This window comes from Micrococcus sp. EWR3.9.1, assembly GCF_052615555.1.
Genome location: NZ_JBQXFD010000009.1, coordinates 1 through 11,858, shown reverse-complemented (window position 1 = coordinate 11,858; position 11,858 = coordinate 1). Strand labels below are relative to the sequence as shown.

The following is an 11,858-nucleotide window of genomic DNA, read 5'->3' as shown; positions in this document are numbered from 1 at the left end:
GTCCGCTCACGGCTGACGCGTCCGGGACGTGCGCCATGATGGTGGGCATGACCGCACCGCAGACCCCGAACCCCGCCCCGTCCGCTGACGCCCCCGCCGCCGTGCCGCGCGCGGCCACCCGGGTGCGCGCGTCCGAGCTGGTGGGCCGCGGCTGGCTGAACACCGGCGGTGAGCAGGTGACCCTCGAGGACCTGCGCGGCAAGGTCGTCCTCCTCGACTTCTGGACGTTCTGCTGCATCAACTGCCTGCACGTCCTGGACGAGCTGCGCCCGCTCGAGGAGGAGTTCGCGGATGTGCTCGTCACGGTGGGCGTGCACTCGCCCAAGTTCGAGCACGAGGCGGACCCGGACGCGCTCGCGGCCGCCGTCGAGCGCTACGCCATCGAGCACCCCGTGCTGGACGACCCCGAGCTGACCACGTGGCAGGCGTACTCGGCGCGCGCCTGGCCCACCCTCGTGGTGGTGGACCCGGAGGGCTACATCGCCGCGCACCTGTCCGGCGAGGGGCACGTGGCCGGGCTCTACGGGCTCGTGCGCGAGCTCGTGGCCGAGCACGAGGCCAAGGGCACGCTGCACCGCGGCTCCGGCCCCTACGTCCCGCCCGCGCCCGTGGCCCGGGACCTGTCGTTCCCCGGCAAGGCCGTGTCCCTCGGCGGCCGCGGCTCCCGCCCGGGCTCGTTCCTCGTCTCGGACACCGGCCACCACCGCCTCCTGGAGGTCGCCGAGGACCTGACCACGGTGCTCCGCGCGTTCGGCGGCGGGGACCCCGCCACGGCGGACGCGGGCCAGGCCGAGCTCGCATTCCCCACGCCCGGGGAGAAGGGCCACGCGGACGGCGGGCCGGACGAGGCGCTGTTCAACGAGCCCCAGGGCCTGGCGCTGCTGCCCGAGGACGTCGCGGAGCGCGTCGGCTACGACGTGGTCGTGGCGGACTCCGTCAACCACCGGCTGCGGGGCCTGCGCCTGTCGGACGGGCACGTCAGCACCCTCGCCGGCAACGGCGTGCAGAAGCTCATCGACTCCGAGCGCGCCAAGGAGGCCGCCGCCGTCGACGACGAGGGGGACATCGCCGTCGACCTCGCGGACCTGCCCGGGGAGCCGACCGCGATCTCGCTGTCCTCCCCGTGGGACGTCGTGTGGCACCCCGCCCTGGGGCGTGTGGTGATCGCGATGGCCGGCACGCACCAGCTCTTCGACTTCGACCCCGTCACGGGCGCGCTCGCGGTGCACGCGGGCACGGCGCTCGAGGGCCTGCTGGACGGCGACGCCGGACGGGCCTGGTTCGCGCAGCCCTCGGGGCTGTCCGTGGGCGCGGACGGCGCGCTGTGGGTCGCGGACTCGGAGACCTCCGCGGTGCGCTGGGTGCGGACCGGGGAGGACGGGCGCCGCGAGGTCGGGACCGCCGTCGGGGCGGGCCTGTTCGACTTCGGCCACGTGGACGGGGAGGCGGACCGCGCGCGCCTGCAGCACCCGCTGGGCGTCACGGCCCTGCCGGACGGCTCCGTGCTGATCGCGGACACGTACAACGGCGCGATCCGCCGGTACGCCCCGGCCGGCGAGGACGCTGCGGGCCGGGCGGTCCCGGCCACGGTGACCACGGTGGCGCGGGGGCTGCTCGAGCCCTCGGACGTGCTCGTGGAGCACGACGCGGACGGGAACGACACCGCGATCGTGGTGGTCGAGTCCAACGCCCACCGGCTCACGCGGCTGGCGGTGCCGGAGGAGTTCCTCACCGTGGACGAGGGCGCGCGGCAGACGCAGCGTCCCCGCACCCCGGTGGTGGCCGGCGACCTGGACCTGACGATCGGCTTCGCCGCGCCCACGGGGCAGAAGCTGGACGACCGCTGGGGCGACCCCACGCAGCTGAAGATCTCCTCCTCCCCGGAGGAGCTGCTGCTCGAGGGCGCGGGCACGTCCACGGGGCTGCACCGGACGCTGCGGCTGAACCCCGAGGTCGAGGAGGGCGTCCTGCACATCACCGCCCGGGCCGCCGCATGCGACGGGGAGAAGGGGCAGCCGATCCCCGACCACGCCGCCTGCCACCTGTACCAGCAGGACTGGGGCATCCCGGTCACGGTGCACACCCCGGACCGGGCCCCGGAGGGCGCCGAGACCCGCCTGGACCTGGACCTGCGCGGGATACACTGAGCGCGTCGTCCGCCCCCGACCCCGAAGGCTGCGCCCCACCATGACCACGCTCATCGTCACCTCGTCCGCCCACGGATCCACGCGAGAGATCGCCGAGCGTGTCGCTGAGGTGCTGCGCACGTCGCAGGCCGTCCCGACCGTGGTGGAGGACGTCGAGGGCGCCGCCGCCTGGCTGGCCACGGCGGACGCGGTGATCGTCGCGGCTCCGGTCTACACGGGCTCGTTCGCCGCCGACGCCCGGGCGTTCCTTGACACCCGTCGGGCCGAGTTGACGGACCTGCCGCTCGTGATCCTGGCCTCGGGCGGCGCGCCCGAGCTGGCCCGGCCGGTGCGGGAGAAGCTCGAGTCCTACGGTCCGCGCGAGGTGGCGTACTTCCGCGGGGCGCTCTTCGAGGAGCGCCTGGGCCGGCTGGAGAAGCTCAAGCTCAAGCTCTCCCGCAACGAGCACTACGGCGACTTCCGCGACTGGGACGCCATCGAGGCCTGGGCCAAGACCCTCCCCGGCGCCGGCGTGCGCTGACCTCACCCGCCGCTGTCGTCGACGAGACGGTGGAGGCGGAGGAGCCTCCGCAGACGCTTTCGTTGACGAAACGGCGACGGAGGCTCTCGTGTCCGCAGCCGAGGCGAGCGGTTAACCTGGCCGCATGTCCCATGCCGCCCGTCGCCCCGCCGCGTCCTCCCGCCCCGCCCGGCCCCGCCCGACGACGGCGCCCCTCGCTCTGCCCGACCGGCCCGGCTGGGTGCGGCTCGCCGCGGGTGCGGTGGTCCCGGGCGTCGTCGCGGCGGTCGCGGCGCTCGCGGCCCTGCAGGTGTTCGTCCTCAACCCGTTGGCCGCCGCGCCCGGCGACCGCGGCCTCGGGAGGATCTACGCGGACCTGAGCGCGGCGGGCCAGCTCGGCGTCCCCTTCGTCCTTCCGGCCGTGATCCTAGCGGCCGGGTTCGGTGTGGCCGCGATCCTGTGGTTCCTCACGTGGCGTCGCGAGGAGGTCGACCCGCTGGCGGTCCTCGCCCTGGGCCTCGCCTCGCTCGTCGCCGCGTCCCCGGCCTACTTCATGGCCTCGTTCGGGCCGGGCATGGCGCTCGCGGACACCTACGGCATCAGCGGGGGCGACCACAGCCCGTGGGCCTGGCCGATCTACGTGGTCAGCGTGCTGGCGTCGGCGGGGCTGGTCGCCGTCGTCGTGCTCCTGCTGCGCGGTCCGGCCGGCGGACTCGGCGCCCCGCGGCGCCGGGCCTAGGCTGGCGGGACCGACCTGACCACGACCCCACCAGGAGGACGCACATGACCATCCGCGCCGGCATCGTCGGATACGGGAACCTCGGACGCAGTGTGGAGAAGCTCGTGAAGCTCCAGCCGGACATGGAGCTGGTGGGCATCTTCTCGCGCCGCACCGGCCTGGACACGGACACGCCCGTGCTCCCGGCGGAGCGGGCCGCCGAGCACGCCGGGGAGATCGACGTGCTGTTCCTCTGCCTCGGCAGCGCCACGGACCTCCCCGAACAGGCGGCCGGCTACGCGCGGCACTTCACCACCGTGGACACCTACGACAACCACCAGCTCATCCCGCGGCACCGCGCCGAGATGGACGCCGCGGCCCGGGAGGGCGGGCACGTGGCGATGATCTCCACCGGCTGGGACCCGGGCCTGTTCTCGCTGAACCGGGTGCTGGGCGCGGTGCTGTTCCCGCAGCCGCAGCAGAACACGTTCTGGGGCAAGGGCCTCTCGCAGGGCCATTCCGACGCCGTCCGGCGGGTCCCCGGCGTCCGGCGCGGCGTGCAGTACACGATCCCCAGCGAGGAGGCGATCGCCGAGGCCCGCGCCGGACGGGGCGCCGAGATCACCGGCGCCTCCGCGCACGTGCGTGAGTGCTATGTCGTGGCCGACGAGGCCGACCACGCGGCCATCACCACGATGCCCGACTACTTCGCCCCGTACGAGACCACCGTGCACTTCATCTCCGACGAGGAGTTCGAGCGCGACCACCAGGGCATGCCACACGGCGGCCACGCCGTCACCTCGGGCGACCTCGGCGGCTCGCGCAGCGCGGTCGAGCTCGTGCTGGAGCTGGAGTCCACCCCCGACTCCACCGCCGCCGCGCAGGTCGCCTACGGCCGTGCCGCCGCGCGTCTAAGGGCCCAGGGGGAGACGGGGGCGCGCACCGTGCTCGAGATCGCCCCGTACCTGCTCTCGCCCACGGGGCTGGACGAGCTGATCCGCCGGGACGTCTGAACCGCGACGAGGCGTCCGGCGCGTGGCACCGGACCGGGCGCCGTCGTCGTCGGCCTCAGGCCAACAGCAGGGCGACGGCGATCATCGCCGGGATCGCGACGATCGTGGTGACCAGGATCGTGTCCTTCGAGACGCGCAGGCCCGTGTCGTAGCGCACGGCCGTGACGAACACGTTCTGTGCGGTGGGCAGGGAGGCCAGGACGACGGCGACGAACACGTGCCGCGCATCCAGGCCGAACACGAACTGCGCGAGCAGCCAGGCCAGCAGCGGATGCACCACCAGCTTCACCGCCGAGGCGATCAGCACGTCCGCGCGTCGCCCGCCGGCCCGCTCGAGCGGCCGCGAGCCGACCAGGGACATGCCGAACGCCAGGAGCATCGCCGGGATGGACAGCCCGCCGATGAGCTCCACGGACTCCATGAGGGGGCCCGGCAACGACCAGCCGGTGAAAGAGAACACCAGGCCGGCCACCGAGCCCAGGATCAGGGGGTTGGTGACCGTGTGGCGGACCTGGTCGGCCACGGCGCGCCCGGGGGCGCGGCGCACCGCACGACGCCGGCCCGCCGTCGTGCGTCGCCGGGCCTCGCGCGCGGTGACGGCGTCCATCGCGGCCACGTAGAGCGGCGTGTAGATCGCCAGCTGGAAGATGAGCGCCGGGGCGGCCAGGGCGGCGTCGCCGAGGACGTAGGCCGCGATGGGGATGCCGAGGTTCGCCGAGTTCACGAGCGAGGCGCTGAGTGCGGACATGATCCGCTCCGAGGCCGACCTGCCCTTCAGCAGCGGGACCGTCACCGCGAGGTACAGCGCGGCCGCCGCGAACGCGGACAGCGAGGCCACCCACAGCTGGGGGCCCAGCACGGCCCCCACGTCCGCGCGGGAGAGCGTGACGAACAGCAGCGCCGGGTTGCCGATGAAGAACGCCGCGCGGGAGAGCACGGTGCGGCCGTGCTCGCCGAGCACCCCCGTGCGCCCCACCAGGACGCCCACGAGGATGATCACCCACACGACCGCGAAGCCGGAGAGCACCTGAGTCACGGACGGGCCTCCACGGGTCGGGGTGGGGCGGTCCGCGGCGGGGTCAGGGGCATGGCGCGATCCTACGCCGCGGGCGTCGGCTAGCCTGGATCACGACGGCGGCGCCCACCGCCGAGCGCGCCACGCGGCCCGGCCCCGCGCGGCAGGGCCCTGCAGCCCGGCGCGAAGGGGAGCGGATCCTCGGGCCCACCCACACGCGACGGACGTCGTCCCCGACCCGCGGCGCGGCATGGCCGGGAGCGCGCCGGCGAGGATGCACCATGACCCGTCAGTCCGACCTCAAGACCCTGATCCGCGCCCGCATGGCCGTCACCGGTGAGCGGTACACCGCCGCGGCGGCGGCCCTCGCCGACGAGTGGCAGTCCGCCGAGCGCTACCACGCGACCGTGCTCGCCCGCTTCTTCGACGGGGACCGGCTGCGCTCCATCCCCGCGCGCCGCAAGCCGCGGGTGGCCGTCCTTCTCGAGCTGCTGCGTCGCTTCAGAGCGGGCCGCGCCTACGCGGAGGCTGAGGTCAACGACCTGCTGCGCCCCGCCCACGAGGACGTGGCCACGCTGCGTCGCGAACTCGTGGACTACGGGTTCCTCGACCGCGCCGACGGTGTCTACCGGTTGGCGGACGCCGGGCCAGACCTCGACCCGCGCTTCGCCGCGGACCTGCCGGTCGACCTGGAACGCCGGCTGCGCGAGATCCGCGCGGGCCGTTGAGGGGAGCGGGACCCCGCACGTCGACCTGGAACGCCAGCGGTCGTTCTGACGCGTGAATGTGGCCGCATTCCGACGTCTCGCGTTCCCGGTGCGGCCGTGGCGGGACGGCGTGGACCGACGCGGCCCCGGGTCCCTCGCGTGAGGGGCCCGGGGCCGTCGTCGTGGTGTGGAGCGGGCGACGGGAATCGAACCCGCGTATCTTGCTTGGGAAGCAAGCGCTCTACCATTGAGCTACGCCCGCGCAACCGCTCGGTTTCCGCCTGCGGCGCGGGCACCACGATACACCAGCCCGGCCGGTGCACCGGCCCCGCGTCGTCATCGAGCCCCGCGGACCCGTACGTCAGTGCACCGGGTCCGCCGCGCCGACCTCGCGCGCCCGCACCCGCCGCGTCGCCGCCCGGGCGCGCGAGCGACCGAACGCGTCCGCGTACCGCGTGAGCACCGGCCCGGCGACCGCCAGGGCGAGCACATAGGCCGTCGCGAACGCGGTCATCTCCGACGGCACGCCGCCCGCCGACGCGGCGAGCCCGGCGATCACGATGGAGAACTCCCCGCGGATCGTCAGGGCCGCCCCCGCGCGCCAGCGGCCGGCCACGCCGATCCCCGCCCCGCGCGCGGCGAGGTAGCCCGTGGCCACCTTCGTGGCGGCCGTGACGAGGGCCAGGGCCAGCGCGGTCAGCAGCACGGGCGGCAGGGTGCGCGGATCCACGCTCATGCCGAACAGCACGAAGAACAGGGCGGCGAAGAGGTCGCGCAGCGGCTCGAGCACGGCGCGGGCCTGTTTGGCGGCCGCTCCGGAGATCGCGATGCCCAGCAGGAACGCGCCCACGCCCGCCGAGACCTGCAGCGCCCCGGCCACGCCTGCGACGACGAGCGCCAGCCCCAGCACCGTGAGCAGGAAGTTCTCCTGCTCGTCCGAGTGCAGCAGCCGCGAGATCTGGGGACCGTACCGCACCGCCACCCCGAGCACGAGGGTGACGACGACGAGCGCGATGCCCGCCGCCTTCAGACCGGAGACAAAGGCGGTGCCCGCCGCGAGCGCCGTCATCACGGGCAGGTAGACCGCCATGGCCAGGTCCTCGAACACGAGCACGGACAGCAGCACGGGGGTCTCGCGGTTGCCGACGCGGCCGAGGTCGCCGAGGACCTTCGCGATGATGCCGGAGGAGGAGATGTAGGTGATGCCGCCCAGTACGAGGGAGCCCACCGGCCCCCAGCCGAGCAGCAGCCCGGCCGCCGCGCCGGGGGTGAAGTTCAGGACGATGTCCAACACACCGGCCCGCCAGGAGCCGCGCAGCCCGCCGACGAGCTCACGGGCCGAGTACTCCACGCCGAGCATGAGCAGCAGGAGCACGACGCCGATCTCGGCGGCCAGTCGGCTGAACTCCTCGATGGGCTCCATGGGGTTGTGCGCGACACCGGCCGCGTCGACGTGGGTGAACAGCAACCCGCCGACGCCGACCATGAGTCCGCCCAGCAGGTACAGCGGGACGGGGGACATGCCGATCTTTCCGGCGAACCGGCCGAGGGCGCCGAGCAGCAGGAGCACGGCCCCGAGCTCGATCAGGGCGATCAGCGTGGTGTCCACGGGGGCCTCAGGCGGCTAGCAGCCGCTCGGCCTTCCGGAGGCCCTCGCTGGTGCCGACCACCACGAGCAGGTCGCCGCCCTCGAGGAGCATGGTCGGGGCGGGGGAGGCGTGGGTGACGCCGGAGCGGACGACGGCGACGATCGAGACGCCGGTGCGCGTGCGCATGCGGGTCGCCCCGAGCACCTCGCCCGCGTACGGGGAGTCGGACGGCAGGATCAGCTGACGGGTGGTGATGCCGGGCAGGTCCGCGTGCTGCGCCTGGAGCTGGGAGACCAGTCGCGGCCCGGACAGGAGCGCGCCCAGGGCGGACGCCTCCTCAAGGGTCAGGGGGAGCGAAATCGCGCAGGCGTCCGGGTCCTCGGCGTCGGAGAGGATCAGCTCGGTCTGGCCGTCGCGGTGGGTGACCACGCCGATGCGGCGGCCGTCGGCGAGGGCCAGCTCGCGGCGCACGCCGATGCCCGGCAGGGAGGTCTCGTGGAGGCTCATGCCGCACATCTTAGGTCGCGGCCGCGTCGTCGACGTCAGGGCCGCACCCGCGCGCCAGCGGCCGGCCACGCCGTTTCCCGAACGAAAGCGCACCAGGGGCCGCCGTTTCCCGAACGAAAGCGCGCCGGGGGCCGCTGGTAGAGTCCGAACCGCGCCCGGCCGCGGCCGGACGCGTCCGGCAGCCCCTGTCCCGGAAGGACGTCCCATGCGCGACACCACGGCCGACGCGGCCCAGGTCCCCGCCCGCCCCGACGACGCGGCGGTGTACCGCTACCTCGCGTTCGGGGAGGCGGACCGCCCCTTCCTCGTCGGCGGTCCCCGGCCCGCGCCGCTGGCCCCCGCTGCGACGCCGTCCCCGGTCGCCGACCTCGAGTCGGTCCGCGCCGCGATCCGCGCCCACGGCGGCCCCTTGGCCTCGACCGCGCACGTGTGCGGCCGCCCCGTCCCGACGCCTCCGGCCGCCGACGCGTCCCGCGGCCTGCGCGGTGCCGCGCGCACCCTGACCGCGACCCGCCGCGACGTCGCCGCCCGCCTGGCCGACTCCCGCGAGCGCGCCGACGTGCCCGTCGAGGCGTTGCTGAACTCGGCCTTCGTCGACGCCCACGCGGACGAGCGCCCCGCCGATCGCGGCGTGCCGCGCGGGCGGCTCGCCGGCCTGGTGGATGCCGTCCTCCCGCCGGCCCGCCCCGCAGACGACGACGCCGCGGCCGGCCTGCTGCTCGCCCTGCGCGAGCCGGTCCGCGAGGTGTTCGCCTCCGACTCGTTTGCCGCCCGCCCGTACGCCGACGCGCCCACCGTCCGCGCGCTGTTCGAGGACTTCCTCGCCCACCCGCGCCGGCACGACCCCGAGCGCTTCTGGCGCCTGCTCAACCTCGAGCTCTGGCTGCGCGAGGCGGTGGACGCGGACGCCGCCCCGGCCGGCCCCGCCGCCGCGGTCGACGAGGCCGCGGGCGCCCCGGCGCCGGCCAAGCCGGACCACGAGCCGAACCCGGGCAAGGAGCTCGATCTGGTCTCCGCCGAGGACGGCCGCCGCTACCGCCGCTTCCCTGTGCAAACCGGCCTGGTGGACCGGGACACGGACCTGCAGGCCTACCTGCGCGGCGAGATCGAGGACTTCTTCCGCGACCTGCCCGCGGACGCGATGCCGCAGGACGCCCCGTGGCACTTCTCCGTGTCCGAGAAGATCGTGGCCATCACCCAGGGCCGCTCCTACTACACCTGGGAGGTCCGCCCCTCCGTGGCCGCCCGCGCCCTCTCCCGCCTGGTCACCCGCACGCCCGCGGGCATCGGCCTGGGCGACCCCACCACCATGCAGCTGGCCATCCAGGAGGCCGGCCTGCCGCGCATCGTGCTCTCCGCGGCCGCCGGCGCCGCCGGCAAGGTCGCCGGCAAGCGCGGTGTGTTCTACAACGTGGTGGGCGGCAACGTCCGCGCGATCGACGGGCCCACCACCTACTCCACGTTCCCGGCCAACGTCTCGGCCAAGCTGCCCCCGGCCGAGCCGGACCGGGTGGCCGCCGAGGTCTCGGCGATGATCCGGGCGGCGGACATCCCGGCCTGGGCGAAGGCCTCCTTCGCCGGCACCGTCGTGATGGACGCCAACGACATCGGCCGCAACGCGCTCGGCAAGGACACCGCCGCGTCGGCCGCCGTCCTCGAGGCCGCCTTCGCGGACAACCCGCTGGGCCAGGGCCGCGAGCGCACCCCGCTGGCCGTCGTCGTGCGGTTGGACTGAGCCGTGCTGCTCTCCGACCGCGACATCCGCGCCGAGCTCGACTCCGGCCGCGTGGGCCTGGACCCCCTCGACCCGGCGATGGTCCAGCCCGCGTCCGTGGACGTGCGCCTGGACCGGTTCTTCCGGCTCTTCGACAACCACCGGTACGCGCACATCGACCCGCGCCAGGAGCAGGACGAGCTGACCCGGCTGGTGGAGGTGGACCCGGACGAGTCGTTCATCCTGCACCCTGGGGAGTTCGTGCTCGGCTCCACCTATGAGCAGGTCACGCTGCCGGACGACCTCGCCGCTCGCCTCGAAGGCAAGTCCTCGTTGGGGCGGCTGGGCCTGCTGACGCACTCGACCGCCGGGTTCATCGACCCCGGGTTCTCCGGGCACGTCACGCTCGAGCTGTCCAACGTGGCCACGCTGCCCATCACGCTGTGGCCGGGGATGAAGATCGGCCAGCTGTGCTTCTTCCGGCTCTCCTCGTCGGCCCAGTCGCCGTACGGCACCGGGGCCAACCAGAACCGGTACCAGGGTCAGCGCGGGCCCACGGCCTCCCGGGCGCACCGCGACTTCCATCTCACCCGCATCGAGCGATGACCGACGTCGCGCTCCCGCCGGTCGCTTCCGCCGCCCCGCGCCGCCAGGTGGCCGCCTGGGCGCTGTGGGACTGGGGTTCGGCCGCGTTCAACGCGGTCATGGTCACCTTCGTGTTCGGCACCTACCTGGCCTCGGACGCGTTCGGGCCGGATGAGCGGGGCACGGCCTGGCTCTCGACGGCGATGGCGGTGGCCGGCGTCGTCATCGCGGCCACCGCGCCCGTGCTGGGGCGTCGGGCGGACGGCGCGGGACGGCGCCGGCGAGGGCTGGGGCTGACCACCGGCGCCGTGATCGCGTGCACCGCGGCCTGCTTCTGGGTCACCCCGGAGGAGTCCTCGCTGCTGCTGGGCGTCACCCTGATCGCCCTGGGCACGGTGTTCTTCGAGTTCGCGGAGGTGCAGGTCAACGCGATCCTCGTGCACATCTCGACGCCGGCCACGATCGGCCGGATCTCGGGCATCGGCTGGGGCGCGGGCTATCTCGGCGGCATCCTGCTGCTCCTGATCGTGTTCGTGGGCTTCGTCTCGGGGGATGCGCACTGGTTCGGCGTCACGGAGGACGCGGCGCTGAACATCCGGGTGGTCGCGCTCGTGGCCGCCGCGTGGTTCCTCGTGTTCGCGATCCCCGTGCTGGTGGCCGTGCCGGACCCGGCCCCCGCCCCGGCGGCGGACGGCGGGCCGCGCCGTGAGTCGCTGCTGGGCTCGTACCGCGAACTCGGGGCCACGCTGGCCCGGATGTGGCGCGAGGACCGGAACACGCTGTGGTTCCTCGTGGCCTCGGCGGTGTTCCGCGATGGCGTGGGCGCGGTGTTCGTCTACGGCGCCATCCTGGGCACCACGGTCTACGGGCTGGCGGCCTCGGACGTGATCCTGTTCGCGATCGCGGCCAACGTGGTGGCCGCCCTGGGCGCCTTCGTGGGCGGGCGGCTCGACGACGCGGTCGGTCCGCGCCGGGTGATCCTGGGCTCGCTGGCCGCCATGGTCCTCGTGGCCGGGGCGCTGTTCTTCGCCTCGGGCACCCTCGCGTTCTGGGTCGGCGGGCTGGCGCTGTGCCTGTTCGTGGGCCCGGTGCAGTCGGCCTCGCGCGCGTTCCTGGGTCGACTCACCACGCCGCGGACGGCCGGCGAGGTGTTCGGGCTGTACGCCACCACGGGCCGCGCGGTCGGGTTCATCACGCCCGCGCTCGTGACGCTCGCGCTCGCCCTGCACCCGGACAACCGGGTGGTCATCCCCGTGATCGTCGTCGTGCTCGTGGCCGGTGGGCTGCTGTTCGCCCGGGTCACGGAGCCGATCACGCGGAGCGCGGAATCGATTCGCTGACCCCGGGCGGGGCGCATCCCTCCG

Annotated in this window: 10 protein-coding genes, 1 tRNA gene and 1 pseudogene; 8 read left to right on the top strand and 4 right to left on the bottom strand. The window is 74.5% G+C overall.

Annotation, left to right across the window (positions count from 1 at the left end; genetic code table 11):
* The first annotated feature begins 47 nt into the window (after positions 1-47).
* The 4 genes from ACUJ8O_RS07090 (at position 48) to ACUJ8O_RS07075 (ending at position 4,377) form a co-directional block, all read left to right on the top strand.
* Positions 48-2,147, top strand: coding sequence for an NHL domain-containing thioredoxin family protein (locus ACUJ8O_RS07090; protein ID WP_119217973.1), 2,100 nt, complete (start codon positions 48-50; stop codon positions 2,145-2,147).
* A gap of 40 nt (positions 2,148-2,187) precedes the next feature.
* Positions 2,188-2,667: a flavodoxin domain-containing protein gene (locus tag ACUJ8O_RS07085; RefSeq protein WP_078025518.1), complete on the top strand. Its 480-nt coding sequence runs from the start codon at positions 2,188-2,190 to the stop codon at positions 2,665-2,667.
* Positions 2,668-2,791: 124 nt separating this feature from the next.
* Positions 2,792-3,385 carry a hypothetical protein gene (locus tag ACUJ8O_RS07080; protein WP_445373265.1) on the top strand — a complete coding sequence of 198 codons (594 nt, stop codon included), beginning with the start codon at positions 2,792-2,794 and terminating at the stop codon, positions 3,383-3,385.
* A gap of 44 nt (positions 3,386-3,429) precedes the next feature.
* The gene (locus ACUJ8O_RS07075; RefSeq protein WP_445373264.1) at positions 3,430-4,377 is read left to right on the top strand and encodes a diaminopimelate dehydrogenase; all 948 of its coding nucleotides are present in this window, start codon (positions 3,430-3,432) and stop codon (positions 4,375-4,377) included.
* A 55-nt stretch (positions 4,378-4,432) separates the two neighbouring features.
* Here ACUJ8O_RS07075 and ACUJ8O_RS07070 read toward each other — a convergent pair whose 3' ends face one another.
* Positions 4,433-5,413: an AEC family transporter gene (locus ACUJ8O_RS07070; RefSeq protein WP_095347041.1), complete on the bottom strand. Its 981-nt coding sequence runs from the start codon at positions 5,411-5,413 to the stop codon at positions 4,433-4,435.
* Positions 5,414-5,673: 260 nt separating this feature from the next.
* On the opposite strand from ACUJ8O_RS07070, the gene ACUJ8O_RS07065 reads away from it, so the two are divergent.
* Positions 5,674-6,120: a DUF2087 domain-containing protein gene (locus tag ACUJ8O_RS07065; RefSeq protein ID WP_065572502.1), complete on the top strand. Its 447-nt coding sequence runs from the start codon at positions 5,674-5,676 to the stop codon at positions 6,118-6,120.
* A gap of 167 nt (positions 6,121-6,287) precedes the next feature.
* On the opposite strand, the gene ACUJ8O_RS07060 is transcribed toward ACUJ8O_RS07065, so the two are convergent.
* The 3 genes from ACUJ8O_RS07060 to ACUJ8O_RS07050 all read right to left on the bottom strand — a co-directional run bounded on the left by ACUJ8O_RS07060 (position 6,288) and on the right by ACUJ8O_RS07050 (position 8,195).
* A tRNA-Gly gene (locus tag ACUJ8O_RS07060) sits at positions 6,288-6,361 on the bottom strand.
* 99 nt (positions 6,362-6,460) lie between these two features.
* The gene (locus ACUJ8O_RS07055; RefSeq protein ID WP_440315534.1) at positions 6,461-7,708 is read right to left on the bottom strand and encodes a cation:proton antiporter; all 1,248 of its coding nucleotides are present in this window, start codon (positions 7,706-7,708) and stop codon (positions 6,461-6,463) included.
* Between the two features lie 7 nt (positions 7,709-7,715).
* Complete coding sequence (locus tag ACUJ8O_RS07050) at positions 7,716-8,195, bottom strand: cation:proton antiporter regulatory subunit (protein WP_363932565.1); 480 nt, start codon at positions 8,193-8,195, stop codon at positions 7,716-7,718.
* A 205-nt stretch (positions 8,196-8,400) separates the two neighbouring features.
* Between ACUJ8O_RS07050 and ACUJ8O_RS07045 the strand changes: the two genes are divergently transcribed.
* From ACUJ8O_RS07045 to ACUJ8O_RS07035, 3 genes and pseudogenes are all read left to right on the top strand, one after another.
* Positions 8,401-9,930 carry a hypothetical protein gene (locus tag ACUJ8O_RS07045; protein ID WP_101966058.1) on the top strand — a complete coding sequence of 510 codons (1,530 nt, stop codon included), beginning with the start codon at positions 8,401-8,403 and terminating at the stop codon, positions 9,928-9,930.
* A gap of 3 nt (positions 9,931-9,933) precedes the next feature.
* The gene (gene dcd, locus ACUJ8O_RS07040; RefSeq protein ID WP_101966059.1) at positions 9,934-10,515 is read left to right on the top strand and encodes a dCTP deaminase; all 582 of its coding nucleotides are present in this window, start codon (positions 9,934-9,936) and stop codon (positions 10,513-10,515) included.
* Positions 10,461-11,834, top strand: a pseudogene (locus tag ACUJ8O_RS07035) (MFS transporter); the annotation flags it as partial. The gene dcd and the pseudogene ACUJ8O_RS07035, both read left to right, overlap by 55 nt.
* Positions 11,835-11,858 lie beyond the last annotated feature (24 nt).